The 20,063-nt window shown below is 70.0% G+C and carries 19 protein-coding genes; 15 read left to right on the forward strand and 4 right to left on the reverse strand.

Annotated features, from left to right (window positions below; genetic code table 11):
- Nucleotides 1-77 precede the first annotated feature (77 nt).
- Complete coding sequence (locus AB0C15_RS18230; RefSeq protein WP_357353316.1) at nucleotides 78-1,424, reverse strand: aspartate aminotransferase family protein; 1,347 nt, start codon at nucleotides 1,422-1,424, stop codon at nucleotides 78-80.
- Between the two features lie 705 nt (nucleotides 1,425-2,129).
- On the opposite strand from AB0C15_RS18230, the gene AB0C15_RS18235 reads away from it, so the two are divergent.
- Nucleotides 2,130-2,873: a Scr1 family TA system antitoxin-like transcriptional regulator gene (locus AB0C15_RS18235; protein ID WP_357353618.1), complete on the forward strand. Its 744-nt coding sequence runs from the start codon at nucleotides 2,130-2,132 to the stop codon at nucleotides 2,871-2,873.
- Complete coding sequence (locus AB0C15_RS18240; RefSeq protein WP_357353318.1) at nucleotides 2,864-3,058, forward strand: DUF397 domain-containing protein; 195 nt, start codon at nucleotides 2,864-2,866, stop codon at nucleotides 3,056-3,058. Before AB0C15_RS18235 ends, AB0C15_RS18240 begins: the two co-directional genes overlap by 10 nt.
- 103 nt (nucleotides 3,059-3,161) lie before the next feature.
- Here AB0C15_RS18240 and AB0C15_RS18245 read toward each other — a convergent pair whose 3' ends face one another.
- On the reverse strand, nucleotides 3,162-3,674 hold the full coding sequence (locus tag AB0C15_RS18245; protein WP_357259076.1) for an Lrp/AsnC family transcriptional regulator: 513 nt from the start codon (nucleotides 3,672-3,674) through the stop codon (nucleotides 3,162-3,164).
- 214 nt (nucleotides 3,675-3,888) lie between these two features.
- On the opposite strand from AB0C15_RS18245, the gene AB0C15_RS18250 reads away from it, so the two are divergent.
- The 13 genes from AB0C15_RS18250 to AB0C15_RS18310 all read left to right on the forward strand — a co-directional run bounded on the left by AB0C15_RS18250 (nucleotide 3,889) and on the right by AB0C15_RS18310 (nucleotide 17,242).
- The gene (locus tag AB0C15_RS18250; RefSeq protein WP_357353320.1) at nucleotides 3,889-5,073 is read left to right on the forward strand and encodes a spermidine/putrescine ABC transporter substrate-binding protein; all 1,185 of its coding nucleotides are present in this window, start codon (nucleotides 3,889-3,891) and stop codon (nucleotides 5,071-5,073) included.
- Nucleotides 5,073-6,230: an ABC transporter ATP-binding protein gene (locus AB0C15_RS18255; protein ID WP_357353322.1), complete on the forward strand. Its 1,158-nt coding sequence runs from the start codon at nucleotides 5,073-5,075 to the stop codon at nucleotides 6,228-6,230. The genes AB0C15_RS18250 and AB0C15_RS18255 overlap by 1 nt, the downstream gene beginning before the upstream one ends.
- Nucleotides 6,227-7,135, forward strand: a complete 909-nt coding sequence (locus AB0C15_RS18260) for an ABC transporter permease (RefSeq protein WP_357353324.1) — start codon at nucleotides 6,227-6,229, stop codon at nucleotides 7,133-7,135. Before AB0C15_RS18255 ends, AB0C15_RS18260 begins: the two co-directional genes overlap by 4 nt.
- 58 nt (nucleotides 7,136-7,193) lie before the next feature.
- Complete coding sequence (locus AB0C15_RS18265) at nucleotides 7,194-8,036, forward strand: ABC transporter permease (protein WP_357353326.1); 843 nt, start codon at nucleotides 7,194-7,196, stop codon at nucleotides 8,034-8,036.
- Between the two features lie 60 nt (nucleotides 8,037-8,096).
- Entirely contained in the window at nucleotides 8,097-9,278 is a 1,182-nt protein-coding gene (locus AB0C15_RS18270; RefSeq protein ID WP_357353328.1) for a saccharopine dehydrogenase C-terminal domain-containing protein, read from the forward strand.
- Nucleotides 9,279-9,570: 292 nt separating this feature from the next.
- Entirely contained in the window at nucleotides 9,571-10,335 is a 765-nt protein-coding gene (locus AB0C15_RS18275; protein ID WP_357353620.1) for a G5 domain-containing protein, read from the forward strand.
- Nucleotides 10,336-10,649: 314 nt separating this feature from the next.
- Nucleotides 10,650-11,495: a hypothetical protein gene (locus AB0C15_RS18280; protein WP_357353330.1), complete on the forward strand. Its 846-nt coding sequence runs from the start codon at nucleotides 10,650-10,652 to the stop codon at nucleotides 11,493-11,495.
- A 387-nt stretch (nucleotides 11,496-11,882) separates the two neighbouring features.
- Complete coding sequence (locus tag AB0C15_RS18285; RefSeq protein WP_357353332.1) at nucleotides 11,883-12,548, forward strand: response regulator transcription factor; 666 nt, start codon at nucleotides 11,883-11,885, stop codon at nucleotides 12,546-12,548.
- Complete coding sequence (locus tag AB0C15_RS18290; RefSeq protein ID WP_357353334.1) at nucleotides 12,545-13,612, forward strand: ATP-binding protein; 1,068 nt, start codon at nucleotides 12,545-12,547, stop codon at nucleotides 13,610-13,612. Before AB0C15_RS18285 ends, AB0C15_RS18290 begins: the two co-directional genes overlap by 4 nt.
- Before the next feature lie 84 nt (nucleotides 13,613-13,696).
- Nucleotides 13,697-14,710 (forward strand): pyridoxal-phosphate dependent enzyme, encoded by a 1,014-nt coding sequence (locus AB0C15_RS18295; RefSeq protein WP_357353336.1) that lies wholly within the window; start codon nucleotides 13,697-13,699, stop codon nucleotides 14,708-14,710.
- A complete protein-coding gene (locus tag AB0C15_RS18300; protein WP_357353338.1) occupies nucleotides 14,707-15,837 on the forward strand; it encodes a D-alanine--D-alanine ligase family protein in 1,131 nt (376 codons plus the stop codon). The genes AB0C15_RS18295 and AB0C15_RS18300 overlap by 4 nt, the downstream gene beginning before the upstream one ends.
- Nucleotides 15,834-16,511 carry a M15 family metallopeptidase gene (locus AB0C15_RS18305; protein ID WP_357353340.1) on the forward strand — a complete coding sequence of 226 codons (678 nt, stop codon included), beginning with the start codon at nucleotides 15,834-15,836 and terminating at the stop codon, nucleotides 16,509-16,511. The genes AB0C15_RS18300 and AB0C15_RS18305 overlap by 4 nt, the downstream gene beginning before the upstream one ends.
- Before the next feature lie 56 nt (nucleotides 16,512-16,567).
- On the forward strand, nucleotides 16,568-17,242 hold the full coding sequence (locus tag AB0C15_RS18310) for a hypothetical protein (RefSeq protein WP_357353622.1): 675 nt from the start codon (nucleotides 16,568-16,570) through the stop codon (nucleotides 17,240-17,242).
- A gap of 40 nt (nucleotides 17,243-17,282) precedes the next feature.
- On the opposite strand, the gene gabT is transcribed toward AB0C15_RS18310, so the two are convergent.
- Nucleotides 17,283-18,554: a 4-aminobutyrate--2-oxoglutarate transaminase gene (gene gabT, locus AB0C15_RS18315; RefSeq protein ID WP_357353342.1), complete on the reverse strand. Its 1,272-nt coding sequence runs from the start codon at nucleotides 18,552-18,554 to the stop codon at nucleotides 17,283-17,285.
- Between the two features lie 3 nt (nucleotides 18,555-18,557).
- Nucleotides 18,558-19,994, reverse strand: coding sequence for a gamma-aminobutyraldehyde dehydrogenase (locus AB0C15_RS18320; protein ID WP_357353344.1), 1,437 nt, complete (start codon nucleotides 19,992-19,994; stop codon nucleotides 18,558-18,560).
- Between the last annotated feature and the right edge of the window lie 69 nt (nucleotides 19,995-20,063).

The raw sequence follows: 20,063 nt of genomic DNA on the forward strand, positions 1-20,063 counted from the left end.
CTCTTGATCAACATCGTCGGGGGCGGGGGCGGGGGCGGGGGCGGGGGTGGGGGTGGGGGTGGGGGGTGGGGTGGGGGTTAGAGCTTGGTCCAGGCTTTGGTCAGGACCGTGCGGAGGATCTGCTCGATCTCGTCGAAGTGCTGCTGCTCGGCGATCAGGGGCGGGGCCAACTGGATGACGGGGTCACCTCGGTCGTCGGCCCTGCAGTAGAGGCCCGCCTGGAACAGGGCGGTGGAGAGGAAGCCACGCAGCAGGCGCTCCGACTCGGCCTCGTCGAAGGTCTCCCGGGTGGTCTTGTCCTTGACCAGTTCGATGCCGTAGAAGTAGCCGTCGCCGCGGACGTCGCCGACGATCGGCAGGTCGTGGAGCTTCTCCAGGGTCGCGCGGAAGGCATCCTCGTTGGCGCGTACGTGCCCGACGAGGTCCTCTCGAGCGAAGACCTCCAGGTTGGCCAGGGCCACCGCGCAGGAGACCGGGTGCCCGCCGAAGGTGACCCCGTGGGCGAACATGCCGGTCTCGGTGAGGAACGGTTCCATCAGTCGGTCGCTGGCGATCATCGCGCCGAGTGGGGCGTACCCCGAGGTGATGCCCTTGGCGGTGGTGATGATGTCCGGCTGGTAGCCGTAGCGGACCGCGCCGAAGTACTCGCCCAGCCGGCCCCACGAACAGATCACCTCGTCCGAGACGAGCAGCACGTCGTACGCGTCGCAGATCTGCCGTACCCGCTCGAAGTAGCCGGGCGGCGGTGGGAAGCACCCACCGGAGTTCTGCACGGGCTCGAGGAAGACCGCGGCGACCGTGTCGGGCCCTTCCCGTTCGATGGCCCGACCGATCTCGTCGGCGGCCCAGCGGCCGAACGCCTCGGGGTCGTCGCCGTGTTCGGGCGCCCGGTAGAAGTTCGTGTTCGGCACCTTGATCGCGCCGGGCACCAGTGGTTCGAAGTCGCTCTTGATGCCCGGCAGCCCGGTGATCGACAGGGCGCCCATGGAGGTGCCGTGGTAGGCGATGTACCGGCTGATCACCTTGTACTTGTTGGGTTTCCCGGTGCGCTTGAAGTAGGCGCGGGCAAGCTTCCACGCCGCCTCGACCGCCTCGGAGCCTCCCGTGGTGAAGAAGACCCGGTTGAGGTCGCCCGGGGTGAGCGTCGCGATCCTCTCGGCCAGCTCGACAGCCTTCGGGTGCGCGTACGACCAGAGCGGGAAGTAGGCGAGTTCGCCCGCCTGCTTGGCGGCAGCCTCGGCCAGTTCGGTGCGGCCGTGGCCGGCGTTCACCACGAAGAGGCCGGCGAGCCCGTCCAGGTAGCGGCGCCCCTGCGCGTCCCACACGTACGCCCCCTCGCCGCGCACGATGGTCGGCACCTCACCGGCGGAGTAACTCGCCATCCGGGTGAAATGCATCCAGAGGTGGTCGGTGGCGTTGGCCATGTCAGCCCCATCGGTCGTCGGGCCGGTCCAGGGGTGAGGCCGGCCGCTCTGCCAACGGTTATCGCACAGCCGCGGCCTCAAGGGCAAGTGTTATCGGCGGCATAACGGTCATTTGGCGACGGAATCAGCGCGTAGTTGTCACGGTGGCAACGGAATTCGTACTGCTGCGAAATGCGTGATTGACGGTCGGCAGGGGTCGGAAGTTTGCTGCTCGCTGCCTTTGGAGCTGAATCGTTTACGACATCACGGCCGCCGGTCGGGGTGGCGCCGCCTGGCTCGGTGCCACTTGCCCCCCTGTGTTCGCCCTGCCGCTCGCCGAATCGTCTGCGACATCAACTCCAAAGGGCCTGCCGGTGGTAGCGCCTTCCTCGACCGCCTGCTCGATCCACTTCGTTCACCGAAATCGCGGTGTCCGGGCGTGGTTGATGCCGCCGGGGAGGCGGGGTCGGGAGGGTGGCCGGCGGTCGGGGAAGGTGCGGCCTTGGGACGCCGGTGGGGCACTTCGGGGACGCCTGGGGGCGTCCGGAATGCGCGACAACACGTCACACCGCAACACGCCGGTAGAGCGCAGACATCGACACCCAGCGTGACTATCGTCCGCCGCAACGTGCATCGAGCGACGTCGCAGCGTGTGCTGGGCGGAGGGCTGCGGCACGGGGAAGCGGCGGGAGGGGTCTGGTGGCGAACGAGGCGTTGCGGGTGGCGATGGCCGAGGCGGGGGAGACGGTTGAGTCGTTGGCCGCGAAAGTGGGCGTCGACCCGAAGACGGCGGCGCGCTGGCTCGCTGCTGGGCGCATCCCGCATCCGCGTACCCGGGTGGCGGTGGCTCAGGTGCTGCGCCGGGAGGCGGCAGATCTCTGGCCTGAGCCGTTCCGCCGCCGCGACCTGCCGTGGTTCCGTCCGTGGGCCGAGCTGGAACAGGATGCGACCTCACTCCGGTCCTATCAGCCGCTGCTGGTGCCGGGTTTGCTCCAGACCGAGGGGTACGCCCGGGCGATCCTGGGCACCGGTGGGCTGGTTGCACCGTCCGAGGTGGACGAGATTGTGGCGAGCCGCCTCGACCGGCAGGCGGTCCTGTGCCGCGATGCCCCACCGCAGCTCGTGGCGGTGATCGACGAGGTAGTGCTGCGCCGGCCGGTCGGCGACCACGCCGTGATGGCCGGCCAACTGGCCCACCTCGCCGAGGTGGCCGAGTGGGAGCATGTGCAGGTCCGGGTCATTCCGGCCGAGAGTCCGTGGCACACCGGGCTGGCCGGACCCTTTGTCCTGGGTCGGCTGCCCGACGGGACCGAACTGGCGTATCTCGACAATCAGCTCCGCGGTCAGGTCGTGACCGATCCCGTCGACGTCGCTAGCCTGGGACGCAGGTGGGAGAGTGTCGCCGGCGAGGCGTTCCCGCGACGACGATCGATCGAGCTGATCAGGGAAGTGGCCACGACATGGACATGACCGACGCCTGCTGGCGCACCGCGACCCGCAGCAGTAACAACGGGGGTGACTGCGTCGAAGTGGCCGACAACCTGCCCGGTCGGGTGCTGGTGCGCGACAGCAAGGACCGCGACGGCGGCACCCTGACCTTCGCGCCGACCGCCTGGGCATCGTTCGTCGACGCGGTTCGCGTGGAAGGCCGCTGATCCACTCGGGTTCAGGGAAAACGGGGTATCAGGGCGGTGCGGACACCCCGACTTCCTGCAAGCCGAGTGGATCAGGCGTGAAGGCCGGGCGCGACGAGCAGGGTCAGGCCGTACCCCAGGTGTAGGTCTGCTTGCGCAGCTTGAGGTAGACGAACGCCTCGGTGGAGATCACTCCGGGCACCGCGCGCAGCCGTTGCAGAATCTCCAGCAGGTGGTCGTCGTTGCGGCAGACCACCTCGGTGAGCAGGTCGAACGACCCGGCGGTGATCACCACGTAGTCGACCTCGTCCAACTCGGCCAGCCGGTCCGCTACCGCCTCCAGGTCACCGTCGGTGCGGAGGCCGATCATTGCCTGCCGGTTGAAGCCGAGTTGGAGCGGATCGGTCACCGCGACGATCTGCATCACGCCGGAGTCGAGCAGTCGTTGCACCCGCTGGCGAACCGCCGCCTCGGACAGCCCCACCGCCTTGCCGATCGTCGCGTAGGGACGGCGGCCGTCCTCTTGGAGCTGCTCGATGATCTGCTTGGCCACGTCATCCAGCAGAGCGTGATTGGCGCCTTCACGGACAGCGACGCGTCGACCGCCGTTGCTGTTCTCGTGCTGCCGGTTCGTCATTGCCTGCTCCCATGTCCCGAATCATGATGTCGCGCGGGTTTCCCCGCGCAGTCTGGCGTATTTCGTCGTCTATCGCTATTCCCACAACGGAATCCCTTGTAAGGGAAGTCACCTCATGTCAGGATCAGTCGTCCATGGCACTTGACCCTCCCGACATTCCCGCCGGCGTGCCACCCCCCGTCCCGCCCGCCGACGATGACCCCTAGGAGTCGTCATGCGTACTCCCCTCCGGCCCCTCTCCCGGCGTGGACTGCTCACCGGCACTCTCGGTTCGGCCGCACTGCTCACCATGGGCGGCAGCCTCGTGGGCTGCGGCACCAAGGGCGCGCAACAGACCGAAGCTGGCTGCGTCAGCGAGGACCTCTCCGGCACCGAGAAGAAGCTTGCCTTCTCCAACTGGCCTCAGTACATGGACGTGGACGACAAGGACGAGTCCCGGCGGCCGAGCCTCGACGAGTTCATCACGAAGACCGGCATCCAGGTGACCTACACCGAGGACATCAACGACAACAACGAGTTCTTCGGCAAGGTGCAGAACCAACTCGCCGCCTGCCAGAGCACCGACCGGGACATCATCGTGCTGACCGACTGGATGGCCGCCCGGATGATCCGGCTCGGCTGGATCCAGAAGCTCGACCCGGCAAAGATTCCGAACGTGCAGGCCAACCTGCTTCCGTCGCTGCTCAAGCGCCCCTTCGACACCGAAAACCGGATCTCCATCCCGTGGCAGTCCGGCCTCGCCGGGCTGGCGTACAACGGCAACGTCACGAGGGAACTGCGCACCGTCGACGAACTGCTCACCCGCCCCGACCTCAAGGGCAAGGTGACCGCGCTCAGCGAGATGCGCGACACGATGGGTCTGCTGCTCGGGTCGAACGGACACGACCCGGCCAACTTCACTCCCGCCCAGTTCGACGACGCCCTCAACAAGCTCAAGAAGGCCGTCGACTCGGGGCAGATCCGTAAGTTCACCGGCAACGACTACGCGCCCGACCTGGCAAAGGGCGACATCGCCGCGTGCATCGGCTGGTCCGGCGACATCATCCAACTGGCCACTGAGGACGAGAAGGTGCAGTTCGTCGCACCTGACTCGGGCGTGATGCTCTACAGCGACAACATGATGGTCCCTAACAAGGCCACCCACCGGGGCAACGCCGAAGCGCTGATCAACTACTACTACGAGCCGGCGGTCGCGGCGAAGCTCGCCGCGTACGTCAACTACATCTGCCCGGTCAAGGGCGCCCAGGCCGAGATGGAGAAGATCGACCCGGAGTTGGCCGGCAACCCGCTGATCTTCCCGGACGAGGCGCTGCTCTCGAAGTCGAAAGTGTTCATGGCCCTCGACGAGAAGCAGGAGAGGGAGTACGAGGGCAAGTTCCAACAGGTCATCGGGGCGTGATGAGGATGGCGCGCGAGACACCCTCCGGCGACCTGCGCCTGGCCGACCTCACCAAACGGTTCGGCGTCTTCACCGCCGTCGACGACCTGAGCCTCACCATCGAGCAGGGCTCGTTCTTCGCGCTGCTCGGCGCGTCCGGCTGCGGCAAGACCACCACGTTGCGGATGATCGCCGGCCTGGAGGAGCCGACAAGCGGCCGGGTGCTGCTCGGTGACCGGGACATCGGCCGGCTGCGGCCGTACAAGCGACCGGTCAACACCGTCTTCCAGAGCTACGCGCTCTTCCCGCACCTCAACATCTTCGAGAACGTCGCCTTCGGGCTGCGTCGACGGGGCATCCGCTCGGTCGACGACGAGGTCACCCGGATGCTGTCTCTCGTGCAGCTCGAGGGCTACGGTGGCCGCCGCCCCGCCCAGCTCTCCGGCGGTCAGCAACAGCGGGTCGCGCTTGCCCGCGCGCTGATCAACCGGCCGCAGGTGCTGCTGCTCGACGAACCGCTTGGCGCACTCGACCTCAAGCTGCGCCGACAGATGCAGATCGAGCTGAAGCGCATCCAGACCGAGGTCGGCATCACCTTCGTGCACGTCACCCACGACCAGGAGGAGGCCATGACCATGGCCGACACCGTCGCGGTGATGAACGCCGGCCGGATCGAGCAACTCGGCGCTCCGGCCGACATCTACGAGTATCCCGCCACCGCCTTCGTGGCGAACTTCCTCGGCCAGTCCAACCTGCTCGCCGGCGAGGCCACCGGCGTCGACGGTGGCGATGTCGCGGTGACGGCGCACGGTTCGCGCTTCTCGGTGCCCGCGGGCCGCGCACGGGCCGAGAGCGGCCCGGTGCACCTGGGGGTACGCCCGGAGAAGCTGATGCTGGTCGGCTCCGCCGACCAGGTGCCCCAAGGACACCAACACGTCACCGGGGTGGTCACCGACGCCTCCTACGTGGGGGTCAGCACCCAGTACCTGCTGCGCACCGGCTGGGGTACCGAGGTGTCGGTCTTCGCCGCCAACAGTGGCACGTCGTCGCGGGTGGCGGTCGGCAGTGAGGCCGCGGCGTACTGGGATCCGCGGCACGCCTTCCTGCTGCCCCGCGACGCCGCCGACGCCGACCGGACGACACCGGTGCTCGACGAGCCGGTGGGTGCGTCGTCGTGACCCTCCTGGCCCCCAGCGGGTCGGGGCACCTGCCGTCCGCGCCACCGGCAGCCCGGTCCGGGCGACGCCGCCTCCTGCCGTACCTCCTGTTGTTGCCGGGTGCGGCCTGGCTGCTCGTCTTCTTCGGTGTGCCGCTGGCGCAGTTGGCGGCGGCCAGCCTGTACGACCCCAGCGGCTCGCTCGCCACCGGGTACGCGATGACCTGGGCGGTCGGCAACTACCCGGACGTGGTGCAGGCGTACTGGCCGCAGTTCCTGCGTTCGTTCGGCTACGCCGGGCTGGCCCTGGTGCTGGCGCTGCTGCTGGGCTACCCGCTGGCGTACGCGATCGCGCAGAAGGCCGGCCGCTTGAAGAACCTGCTGCTGGTGTGCGTCGTCGCGCCGATGTTCACCAGTTTCCTGGTCCGCACGTTGGCGTGGAAGACGATCCTGTCGGACAACGGTGCGCTCGTCGGTCTGCTGCGGGACGTGCACCTGCTCGCTGCGGACGGCCGGCTGTTGGCCACCCCGTTCGCGGTGGTACTGGGGCTGACGTACAACTTCCTGCCGTTCCTGGTCCTGCCGCTGTACGCCAGCCTGGAGCGGTTGGACCCCCGGTTGCTGGAGGCGGCCACCGACCTGTACGCGAGCCCGGTGCAGGCGTTTCGTCGGGTGACGCTGCCACTGTCGATGCCCGGTCTGGTCGCCGGCACGCTGCTGTTCTTCATCCCCGCCAGCGGCGACTACATCAACGCCGAGCTGCTCGGCACCCCGAACGAATACATGATCGGAAACGTCATCGACTCGGCGTTCCTGGTCCGACTGGACTACCCGCAGGGCGCGGCGCTGTCGTTCCTGCTGATGGCGGCGATCCTCGCGGTGGTGTTCGCGTATCTGCGCAGGGCCGGCACGGAGGAGGTCCTCTGATGAGCGCGAGGAGTGCAGCGCAGCGGAGCCCCGCAGTCGCGAATGGAAGGCGGCTCTGATGAGGCTGTCGCGCTGGTTGGCGGACCGCTGGGTGATGATCGTGGCGTTGCTGGTGCTCGGCTACCTGGCGCTGCCGATCCTGGTGGTGGCCGGGCTGTCGTTCAACCGGCCGTCGAGTCGGCTGTCGTACGACTTCGACGAGTTCACGCTGGACAACTGGCGGCAGCCCTGCGCCACCTCGGACATGTGCGACGCGGTGGTCCGCAGCGTGCAGATCGGGTTCCTCGCCACGGTGGTCGCCACCGTGCTCGGCACCCTGATGGCGTTCGCGCTGGTCCGGCACCGCTTCCGGGGCCGGTCCGGGGTCAACCTGCTGATCTTCCTGCCGATGGCCACCCCCGAGTTGGTGATGGGTACGTCGTTGCTGGCCCTGTTCGTGTCGGCGGGCGTACCGCAGGGTTTCTGGACCGTCGTGATCGCGCACGTGATGTTCTGCGTGTCGTTCGTGGTGGTGACCGTGAAGGCCCGGCTCGCCGGGATGGACCGGCGGCTCGAGGAGGCCGCCATGGACCTCTACGCCAACGAGTGGCAGACGTTCCGGCGAATCACCCTGCCGCTGGTGCTGCCCGGCATCGTGGCCGCCGCGTTGCTGGCCTTCTCGCTGAGCTTCGACGATTTCATCATCACGAACTTCAACGCCGGCACCACCGTCACGTTCCCGATGTACGTCTGGGGTGCCGCCCAGCGTGGCATTCCGCCGCAGGTCAACGTGGTCGGCACCGCGATGTTCGCGGTCGCGTTGCTGCTCGTGGGGCTCAGCTCGCTGCGCGGTCGACGGGCTCGCCGCGCCAGCCTGCATCGATCTCACCCGCCGGTCACCGGCCCTCGCCCACGCGCGTGAGGGCCGGCGCGACCTCTGACTCCGTACTCTCGATCGTCTCGGTTTGGGGTTTGATTCCTGATGCGTGTCCTCCTCGTCGGCGCCGGTGGCGTCGGCTCCGCCGCCGTAGCCATCGCCGCCCGACGGACCTTCTTCGAGACCATCGTGGTCGCCGACCACGACCCCGTTCGCGCCGAACGCGCGGCCGCCGGGCACGGTGACCGGTTCGTCGCCGCCCAGGTGGACGCCGCCTCGGCCGACGCGGTCACCGCGCTGTGCCGGGAGCACCGGATCACGCACGTGCTCAACGCCGTCGACCCGCGGTTCGTCATGCCGATCTTCAACGGCGCGTTCGCGGCCGGTGCGGACTACCTGGACATGGCGATGTCCCTGTCGCGCGCCGAGACGGGGGTGAAGCTCGGCGACGAACAGTTCGCCCTGGCCGACTCCTGGTCGGCGGCCGGTCGGCTGGCACTGTGCGGCATCGGGGTCGAGCCCGGCCTCTCCGACGTGTTCGCCAGGTACGCGGCCGACGAGCTGTTCAGTGAGATCGACGAGATCGGTGTGCGGGACGGGGCGAACCTCACCGTCGACGGGTACGACTTCGCGCCCTCGTTCTCCATCTGGACGACCATCGAGGAATGCCTCAACCCGCCGGTCATCTGGGAGAAGGACCGGGGCTGGTTCACCACCGAACCGTTCTCCGAGCCCGAGGTCTTCCACTTCCCGGAGGGAATCGGGCCGGTCGAGTGCGTCAACGTCGAGCACGAAGAAGTGCTGCTCATTCCGCGTTGGGTGCAGGCCCGGCGGGTCACCTTCAAGTACGGCCTCGGTGACGAGTTCATCGAGGTGCTCAAGACACTGCACAAGCTCGGCCTGGACGCGGTCTCCCCGGTCCGGGTACGCGGCGTGGAGGTCTCCCCGCGGGACGTGGTGGCCGCGAGCCTGCCCGACCCGGCCACGCTCGGTGCCCGGATGCGCGGCAAGACCTGCGCCGGCACCTGGGTACGCGGCCTCGGCCCCGACGGGCAGCCCCGCGAGGTCTACCTGTACCACGTGGTCGACAACGAGTGGTCGATGCGGGAGTACGGGCACCAGGCGGTGGTCTGGCAGACCGCAGTCAACCCGGTCGTCGCGCTGGAGTTGCTCGCCACCGGCACATGGGCCGGTGTCGGGGTGCTCGGGCCGGAGGCGCTACCCCCGATGCCCTTCCTCGACCTGCTGAACGCCTACGGGTCGCCGTGGGGCCTGGAGGAGCGGTGAGCCTGCCTCGCTGACGGCATCGCGACAGTTCCGTCGTCGCTGGTGGACCTTCGAACGCTCGTCGACCCGGTGCGCGGGGATCTGCGGCTTATGGGGGTGCTGGTCCCCGCACTCTCGGCCTGCCCCGCCGGCCTGGAGGGTCACCGCGACTGTCGACTCGTCGTCCGCAACCGCGCCCACCGATCCTTCGGGCGCAGCGAAAGGATCCCCTCCGAGCGGCGAAAGGCGCAGGTGACGAGCGTGACGGTGGATATTGCACGCTGTGTTTGCGACGACACTCATCGCCGTGACGATGCAACCACCACAGAACCCGGGGCCGCCGTATCCGCAACCGATCGGCCAGGCACCCCGACCGAACTGGTTCCGCCGAACCACTCCCGCCGGCCGGGCCGCCGTGATCCTCGGCTCGGTGACCCTGTCGATCCTGCTGCTTTGCTGCACCGGCGCTGCCGTCGTCGGCGCGTTGACCGGCGAGCCGAACCCGACCAGGACCGGCACCGCAGCCGAAGAGGCGCAGCAGCCGATCCTGGCGGCACCCGGCGCGGAGTCGGCGGGTGCCGAGCCTTCGTCGGTGCCCTTGTCGGCGCCTTCGTCGGTGCCTCTGTCGACGCCCCCGTCTGCGCCCCCGTCCGAGGCAGCCGCGCCCGTGGTGCAGGTGACGACCGTGACCGAACGGGCCACCGTCCGGTACGCCGAGCGCACCGTCAAGGACTCGTCGCTGGCCGAGGGTAAGCGGGTCGTCCGCACCAAGGGGGTGAACGGTGTCCGCACCCTGACCTACGAGGTGACCACCACCGACGGCGTGCGAACGGCCAAGAAGCTGGTCAAGTCCACCGTGACGAAGCAGCCGGTGACCCAGGTCGTCGCCGTCGGCACCAAAAAGCCGAAGTCCTCCAACTGCGACCCGAACTACAGCGGCTGCGTCCCGATCGCCAGTGACGTCGACTGTGCGGGCGGCAGTGGCAACGGCCCCGCCTACGTCAGCGGGCCCATCAGAGTGATCGGCAACGACATCTACGACCTCGACCGAGACGGCGACGGCATAGCCTGCGACTAACTTCGGGCCGTGCCGGCGTCGCGCCGTCCCCGCGTCCCCGCGTCCCCGCGTCCGCCCTCCGCGATCTTGCATTTTCTGTTGTTATTTATGACGTCTAACGGACATATCGTCAACAGGAAGTGCAAGATCGCCGGGGCCGGGGCCGGGGCCGGGGCCGGGGCCGGGGCCGGGGCCGGGGCCGGGGCCGGGGCCGGGGCCGGGGCGTCACTAGCACTGTTTACAGCGCGACGGGAGTTGTCCACAGGGGGGTTGGTTTTCCACAGGTGGTCATTGCGGGGCAGCGTTGGGGGTTTCCGGCTCGTCAGCCTCATGCCATGGCTACCCAGTTGTGGCGTACCGACGCGCTGATGCGGCAGCTCACCATTGGACGAGTGCGGACTCGGCTCGACCGTGAGGAACTGCTGCGCGTGCGCAGAGGGGTCTACGCCGACAAGCCCTGCGATGACGATGACGAACTGCGTGCCCTAATGCTCCGGCTACCCGATGGAGCGATGTTGGCGAGGCAGAGTGCCGCACGCCGGTACGGCTTCGGGGTGCTGCGTGACGATCTGATCCACATCCAGTTGCCCGCCGAGTTGCCGAAGCCCCGTCTGCCCGGGGTGGTCGTTCACCGGACGGTCCTGCCCGCTCGGCCGGTTTTCGTTGAAGGCCTGCCCTGCGTACCGGCCGCTCGCTGCGCAGTCGACCTTGCTCGCGCCGTCCGGCGGGTCAACGCACTCCCGGTGCTCGACGCTGCGCTCCGGTCGGGCTTGGTCACCCAGGATGACCTGCTGGCCGAGGTTGCGGCCCACAGTGCACTGCGTGGAGTCCGCCAAGCTCGGCAACTCATACCGCTGGCGGACGCTCGTGCAGAGTGTCGACAAGAGAGCCAGTTGCGACTGATTTTGATCGACGGAGGGCTGCCCCCACCGGAGCCACAACTATGGGTGGCCGATAGCCACGGCATTCCTCTGTACCGGCTCGATCTGGGCTACCGCGAACGCCGGATCGGCATCGAGTACGACGGTCTGTCGCACCTGAACCGCGATCGACTGAGGTGTGACCGCGAGCGGATCAACTGGCTGGCCGCCGCAGGATGGCGGATGCGCTACTTCACCGACCGTGACCTCTACCGCCGCCCCGAACACATCAAAGCCGTAATCCGCGCCGCCCTCTCCTAATCGCGCCCCACGACACCGCCCAACACCGCCCGGCACACCGCCGATCTTGCACTTTCTGTCGTGACAAAGGCCGCCTTGGGGATGTTTCGACAACACCAAGTGCAAGATCGGCGGGGCGGGGCGGGGCGGGGCGGGGCGTTGGCGGGGCGGGGCGGCGGGTTTCGTTGGGTTTGTGGCTTGGGTCACTGGGGTTGGGTTTGACTCGTGGTTGTTGGGGACGGGGAGCGCGGGAGGGGTGAGACGGGACGGAATGCGGCGGGGCCTGGCTGGGGATGGTTTGCCCAGTGGACGCTCGCGTGGAGGATGGCTGCGGCGGGTGCTTACAGAACCCTTAACCCGGGCCTGCGACGGTATGCCGGGCAAGCGGACCTCGGGGGAGCGGAAGACGTGCGGGTGCTGGTGGCAGACGACGAACGGTTGTTGGCGGACACGGTGGCCGAAGGGTTGCGCCGCCTGTCGATGGCCGTCGACGTCTGTTACGACGGTGTCGGCGCGCTGGAGCGGGTCGGGGTGAACCGGTACGACGTGGCGGTGCTGGACCGGGACATGCCGGGGCACACCGGCGACGAGGTGTGCCGCAGCATCGCCCACTCCGAGGTCGGCACCCGGGTGCTGCTGCTCACCGCTGCGGCTGGCATCCGCGACCGGGTGGAGGGCCTCGGCCTCGGCGCGGACGACTATCTGACCAAGCCGTTCGCCTTCGCCGAGTTGGTGGCGCGGGTGCAGGCCCTCGGGCGTCGGTCCACGCCGGCGCTGCCACCGGTGCTCGCCCAGGATGGTCTGGTGCTTGACGTGGGTCGGCACGTGGCGACCCGGGACGGTCGCCCGCTCGCGTTGAGCCCGAAGGAGTTCGCGGTGCTGCACGTGCTGTTGCGCGCGGACGGCCAGGTGGTCAGCGCGGAGGAGTTGTTGGAGCAGGCCTGGGACGAGTTCGCCGACCCGTTCACCAATGCCGTACGGGTCACCGTGATGACCCTGCGGAAGAAGCTCGGCGATCCCGCGATCATTCACACCGTGCCGAAGGCCGGCTACCGCATCGGCGGTACGGCGTGAGCTGGACGCCCCGACGTCGGGTGCTGCTGGTGGGCCTGCTGGCGCTGCTGGCCGGGCCGGTGCTGCCGACGATGGGCAAGCTCGTGGCCGGGTTCGCCTGGAGGTGGGGGCAGCAGTTCTGCGACCTGCCCCTGCCCGGGTTGTCGGCGGTGTGCCGCGACGTGCGGCCGGGGGCGTTCATGCTGCCCCTGGCGGCCATTCTGCTGGTCACACTTGCCGCGCTCGTGGCGCTCTGGTTCGGGGCGGTGTGGTGCCTGCGCCCGGTCGTCGACCTGGCCGGGCCGATCGGGCAGCTCGGCCCGCAGAACCTCGGTCACCGGATCCGGCCCCGGGGTCGCGACGAGTTGGCCCGGCTGTCCCGGGCGATCGACGGAATGATGGAACGCGTCTCCGCCGGGTACGAGGGGCAGCGGCGATTCGCCGCGAACGCCTCGCACGAGCTGCGGACCCCCCTCGCCGTGCAGCGGACGCTCATCGAGGTCGGCATGGCCAGGGCGCTCAGCGGCGAGCAGTTGGAGTTGCTGACCAGCCAGTTGCTGGAGACCAACGAGCGCAACGAGCGCCTGATCGAGGGCCTGCTCGCGCTCAGTGAGAGTGACCAGGGCCTCCGGTCGCGGATACCGCAGCGGTTGGACGCGATCGTCGAGGCGGTGCTGTCCGGTTACCTGGACCGCGCCCGGGAGGCGGGGGTCGCTGTCGAGACCCACCTCGAACCGCGGGTGGTGGTCGGCGAGCGGGTGTTGCTGGAGCGCCTGGTCACCAACCTGGTGGAGAACGGGATCAAGTACAACCGGTCGGGCGGCTCGCTGACCGTCGTGGTGGGCGGCGTACCCGCGTTGTCCGTGGTCAACACCGGTCAGCCCGTGCCGGCCGAGGCGGTGGCCGGCCTGTTCGAGCCGTTCCGTCGGCTCGCCCGGGACCGGACCTCGCAGGGCGGCGGGGCCGGCCTGGGTCTCGCCATCGCCCGTTCGATCACGCAGGCGCACGACGGCATCATCGCGGCCCGGCCCGCCGAGTACGGCGGTCTACGGGTCGACGTCCAGTTGCCCACCGTGACCACCTGACGCTTCCACCCACCTTCACCGGGGTCCACGAACCGCTGGATCCCGCCTGTGGTGTGCCCGAAGAGTGCCCGAGAAGGAGAAACGATGTCACGCACCCTTGGCCAGGTTCGGGTCGATGTCGAGGAGGCCAGCCGCTGGCTCGCCGGCCGGGTGGTCCGTACCCCCGTGCTGCGATCCCCGGTGATCGACGACCTTGCCGGGGCGCGGGTCCTGCTGAAGGCGGAGAACCTCCAGAACGGCGGCTCGTACAAGATGCGGGGCGCGTTGCGCGCGGTCGGCCGCCTCGCCGCCGCCGGCCACACCGGGGTGATCGCGCAGAGCACCGGCAACCACGCGGTGGCCGTGGCGTTGGCGGCCCGGCAGCACGGGCTCGCGGCGACGGTGGTGCTGCCGGTCGACGCGGCACCGACGAAGGTCGACCGGGCGCGGGCGGCCGGTGCGCGGGTGGTGTTCGCCGGCACCGGCGTCGAGGAGCGGGTGGCGGTGGCCGACGGCCTCAGCGACGAGAGCGGCCACCCCGTCGTCGACGCCTACGACCACCCGGACGTGGTCGCCGGGCAGGGCACCGCGAGCCTGGAACTGATCGAGGACGCCGAGCGCGCGGGGACGCCGCTGGACGTGCTTGTCGTACCCGTCGGTGGTGGTGGCGGGGTGGCCGGCGCGTGCCTGGCCGCCGCCGGTTCCGGCATCGAGGTGTACGGCGTGGAGCCGGTGGGCTGTGACTCGCTCGCCCGCAGCCTGGCGGCCGGTGTTCGGGTGCCGGTCGCGCCGGCGCCCACGATCGCGGACGGGCTGCGGCCGTCCTGCGTGGGTGAGCTGCCGTTCGCCATCGTGCGGGACACCCTGCGTGGTGTCGTCCGGGTCGACGACGACGAGATAGCGGAGGCGTTCCGGCTGATCCTGACGGAACTCAGGGTGGTCGCCGAGCCGTCCGGGGCGGCGGGTCTGGCCGGTGCCCTGCGGCTGCCGCGGCAGCGAGATCGGCAGCGGACGGTCGGCGTGGTGCTGACCGGCGGGAACGTGGAGGCGGCGCTTGTGGCCCGGTTGCTGGCCCAGCGGCCCGCCGACCTGACGACTGGGGAAGGGGTGGCGGCGTGAGCGCGCCAGTTCGGATCGGAATCCTGTTCGGTGGCCCGTCGGCGGAGCACGAGGTGTCCGGTGCCTCCGCGCTCGGGGTGGCCCGGGCGCTCGCCGGCGGCGGCTACCGCACGGTCGCCATCGGTGTCACCCGCAGCGGCGGGTTCCGGCTGATGCCCGACGCGCTGCTGGCCGAGCTGCGCGACCGGCCGGCCGGCGAGCGGGCCATCGACGACCAGTTGGTGGTGACCGGGCCCGCCGTCGAGCTGCGGGCCGGTCCGCGTCCCGGCGTCGTGCAGGTGTTCGCCGGCAACGCCCCCGGCGCGGTCCACGCCGAGCTGGACGTGGTCTTCCCGGTGCTGCACGGCCCGTACGGCGAGGACGGTGTGGTGCAGGGGCTGCTGGAGTCGCTGAACGTGCCGTACGTGGGGTGCGGCATCCTCGCCTCGGCGGTGGGCATGAACAAGGTGGCGATGAAGCGGGCGCTGCGCGCCGAGGGCATCCCGGTCAGCCCGTACGTGGCGTTCGACGCGCAGACCTACCGGGCGGTCGACGACCCGGAGAAGCTGGTGACCGGGTTGACCCGCCCACTGTTCGTCAAGCCGGCCAGCATGGGTTCGTCGATCGGCATCTCCCGGGTCGGCGAGGGTGACGACCTGGCCGCCGCCGTCGAGGAGGCGCTCCGCCACGACCAACTCGTCATTGTCGAGCAGGGGGTCGCCGGCCGGGAGCTGGAGTGCGCGGTGCTCGGTGGTTGGCGTCCCGAGGCGTCGGCGGTGGGCGAGGTGCGGGTCACCGGCGGCTGGTTCGACTACCAGCAGAAGTACTTCGGCGATGCCGACCCGATGATCGTCCCCGCCGTGCTGCCGGACGAGGTGACCGAGCGGGTCCGCGAGCTGTCGCTGCGCGCGTTCGCCGCGATCGGCGGTTGGGGTCTGGCCCGGGTCGACTTCTTCTACGACGAGACGTCCGGTGAGCTGTACGTCAACGAGCTGAACACGATGCCCGGCTTCACCGCGCACTCGATGTACCCGAAGGTGTGGGCCGCTGTCGGTGTCAGCTACCGGGAGGTGGTGGACCGACTCGTCGAGCTGGCCCGGGTGCGGCACGCGGAACGGCCCACGGGCACGGTGGGGAGCGTCCGATGATCCTGCTCTCCGACCCGCGGGTGGCGGCCGTGCCCAGCGCCGACGACGGCGAGGAGTTCGTGGACCTGCGTGAGGTGCCGGAGCTGCGGTTGGACGGCCGGGCGGCCGACCCGGCCGGGGCGTACGCCCGACTGCGGGTCGGTGTCGTGGGCCGTCTGCTGGCCGCGCAGCGTGCCCTGCCGGGTGGGTTGCGCCTGCTGGTCGTCGAGGGCTACCGGCCGTACCGGGCCCAGTTGGCGATCTTCACCGGCTACCGGGACGAGCTGCGTCGACGGCACCCGGACTGGTCGCCGCAGCGGCTGCACGTGGAGACCACCAAGTTCGTCTCCCCTGTCGAGGTGGCCCCACACAGCACGGGCGGCGCGGTGGACCTGACGCTCTGCACCGACGATGGGATGGAGCTGGATCTGGGCACGGTCATCGACGCCACCCCGGAGGACAGCGCCGACGCCTGCTTCACCGACGCGCCGACGATCGGCGGTGCGGCCCGCCGCCACCGGCAGATCATGGTCGACGCCCTGGGCGGGGCGGGGATGGTGAACTACCCGACCGAGTGGTGGCACTGGTCGTACGGCGACCGTTACTGGGCGCTGATCACCGGGGCGCCGCGCACCCGCTACGGGCCTGTCGACCTGGCCGCCACGCGATCGGTGCCGGTGTCGGCTGAACGGTAGGCCCCTCCCGCCCGTACCAGGAGGCGACGTGATCACCAAGGACGGGAGTGACGGCGATGAGGGTGCAGCGCAGGCACGTACTGGCGGCTGGCGTGGCGGTGGTCGCCGCTGTGGGCGTGGCGGTGGGGACCAGCTTCGGTTTCGCCGACACGTCCCCCGCGCGGTCGTCGGTCTGCTCCGGCTCGGTCACCTTCTCGGCGGAGGGCGGGGCGCCGGCGGCGACGAGTGACCGGTTCCCGGTGGGCACCCGGCTGCGGGTGACGAACCTGGACAACAACAAGGCGGCCACGGTGACGGTGACCGGCCCGTCGGGCAGTTGCGTGCTGCTCAACGCGGCGGCCATGGAGTTGGTGCGGGAGCCGGGCAAGAACGTGATCCGCCGAAACGTGGTCGAGCGCGTCGATGGCGCCGCGCCGCCGGCCGCCGCACCGGCACCCGGCACGGTCCGTCCCGGCGCCGCGTCGCCGCCCGCCTCCGGACCGGCTCCCCGGTCGGCGTGCTCCGGGGCGATCACCTTCTTCGAGGAGGCGGCCGGGCCGGCGGCGACCAGCGGGCAGTTCCCGGTGGGCACCCGGCTGCGGGTGACGAACCTGGACAACAACAAGGCGACCACGGTGACGGTGACCGGCCCGTCGGGTAGCTGCGTACTGCTCAACGCCGCCGCCATGGAGCAGATCCGTGAGCCGGGCAAGAACCTGGTGCGGCGCAACACGGTCGAGGTGCTGCGCTGACGTGGGGGTGGGGGGCCGTGCACCGGGCCCCCACCCCCGCTCAGCCGAAGGCGGCGTCGAGGATGTCGGCGCCCTGGGTGAGCTGGGCGTCGGGGATCACCAGCGGGGGCAGGAGGCGCAGCACGTTGCCGTACGTGCCGCAGGTCAGGGTGAGCAGGCCGGCGGCGTGACAGGCCGCCGAGACCGCCGCGGTGGCGAGCGGGTCGGGGGTGAGCGTGCCCGGCTGGACCAGCTCGACGGCGAGCATCGCGCCCCGGCCGCGTACCTCGGCGACCCGGGGGTCCCGCTCGGCGATGGCCCGTAGCCGGGGGACCAGCACCGACTCGATCCGTCGGGCCGCGCCGGCCAGGTCCAGCTCGTGCATGGTCCCGATGGTGGCCAGCGCGGCGGCGCAGGCGATCGGGTTGCCGCCGTACGTGCCGCCCAGGCCGCCGACGTGCACCGCGTCCATCAGCTCGGCCCGGCCGGTCACCGCCGCCAGCGGCAGGCCACCGGCGATGCCCTTGGCCAGGGTCGTCAGGTCCGGTTCGACGCCCTCGTGCTGACAGGCGAACCAGTCACCGGTGCGGCAGAAACCGGTCTGGATCTCGTCGGCGACGAAGACCACCCCGGCCGCCGTCGCCCAGGCCCGCAGCGCGGGCAGAAAACCCGGCGCGGGTACGACGAAACCGCCCTCACCCTGGATCGGCTCGATCAGCAGCGCGGCGACGTTCTCCGCGCCGACCTGCTTCTCCACCAGCTCGATCGCCCGCGTCGCCGCCTCCGCCCCGGAGAGCCCGCCGTCGCGCAGCGGGTACGACATCGGCACCCGGTAGATCTCCCCGGCGAACGGCCCGAACCGGTGCTTGTACGGCATGTTCTTCGCGGTCAACGCCATGGTCAGGTTGGTCCGGCCGTGGTACGCGTGGTCGAACACCACGACCGCCGGCCGTCCGGTGGCGTGGCGGGCGACCTTCACCGCGTTCTCCACCGCCTCCGCACCGGAGTTGAACAGCGCCGAACGCTTCTCGAACGTGCCCGGGGTCAGCGCGTTGAGCTGCTCGCACACCGCCACGTACGACTCGTACGGGGCGACCATGAAGCAGGTGTGGGTGAACCGCTCGACCTGCTCCCGCACCGCCTCGACCACGGCCGGTGCGGAGTTGCCGACGCTCGTCACGGCGATGCCGGCCGCGAAGTCGATCCACTCCCGGCCGTCGACGTCGGTGATCGTTCCGCCCGACGCCTTGTCCACGTAGGACGCGATGACGCTCCCGACCCCCCGGGCCACCGCGTCGCCACGCCGTTTGTGCAGCTCGTCGTTCGTCGGCATGGTTCAGCCCTCGATGTTGTGCATCACGTGCTTGACCCTGGTGTAGTCCTCCAGGCTGTACACCGAGAGGTCCTTGCCGTGCCCGGAGTGCTTGAAGCCACCGTGCGGCATCTCGGAGACGAACGGGATGTGCGTGTTGACCCAGACGCAGCCGAAGTCCAGTCGCCGGGTCATCCGCATGGCCCGGCCGTGGTCCCGCGTCCACACCGACGCGGACAGGCCGTAGTCGACGCCGTTGGCCCAGCGCACCGCCTCGTCCTCGTCGGTGAACCGTTGCACGGTGATGACCGGCCCGAACACCTCGTCCTGGATGATCTCGTCGGCCTGGCGCAACCCGGACACCACGGTCGGGGCGTAGAAGTAGCCGCGTTCGCCCTGCCGGGACCCGCCGGTCTGGATCGCCGCGTGGTCCGGCAGTCGGTCCACGAAACCGCTGACCCGGGTGAGCTGGTTGGCGTTGTTCAGTGGACCGTAGAGCACGTCCGCGTCGTCCGGGGCGCCGGTCTTCGTGGTGCGGGCCTGCTCGGTGAGCGCCGCCACGAAGTCGTCGTGCACGCCCGGCCCGGCAAGCACCCGGGTGGCCGCCGTGCAGTCCTGCCCGGCGTTGAAGTAGCCACCCATCGCGATGGCCTCGGCCGCCGCCGCCACGTCCGCGTCGTCGAAGACCACCACCGGGGCCTTGCCGCCCAACTCCAGGTGGGTCCGCTTCAGGTCGGGGGCCGCCGCGGCGGCCACCTCCATGCCCGCGCGGGTCGAGCCGGTGATCGACACAAGCTGCGGGGTCGGGTGCGACACGAGGATACGACCGGTGTCCCGGTCGCCGCAGACCACGTTGAACACCCCGGGCGGAAAGAACTCGGCGGCGATCTCGGCGAGCAGCAGCGTCGACACCGGCGTGGTGTCGGACGGCTTCAGCACCACGGTGTTGCCTGCGGCGAGCGCGGGGGCGATCTTCCAGACCGCCATCATCAGCGGGTAGTTCCACGGGGTGACCTGCGCGCACACGCCGATCGGCTCGCGCCGCACGTAGGAGGTGTGCCCGGCCAGGTACTCCCCGGCCGACCGCCCCTCCAGCATCCGGGCCGCGCCGGCGAAGAACCGGAACTGGTCCACCGCGGGGGGAAGCTCCTCCTCGGCGGTGAGCTGCCGGGGCTTGCCGGTGTTGCGTACCTCGGCGTCGACCAGCTCGGCGGCCCGTGCCTCCACGGCGTCGGCGAGCTTGAGCAGGGCCCGCTGCCGCTCGGCCGGGGTCGTCTCCCGCCAGCTCTCGAACGCGGTGGCGGCGGCGTTCATCGCCGCGTCCACGTCGACGGCACCTGAGACCGGGGCCTGGGCGAACACCTCGCCGGTGCAGGGGTCGAGCAGGTCGGCGTAGCCGCCGTCGGCCGGGTCGACGTAGGAGCCGTTGACGAAGTTGCGCAGTTGCTGCTGATCACTCATGACGGGATCACTCCGAAGGGGGCTGAGGGTGCGGTTCTGCGGCGGTTATCGCAATCTCTCTGCCATCTT

The organism is Micromonospora sp. NPDC048835, from assembly GCF_040649995.1.
In the GTDB taxonomy this organism is placed as follows: Bacteria; Actinomycetota; Actinomycetes; order Mycobacteriales; family Micromonosporaceae; genus Micromonospora.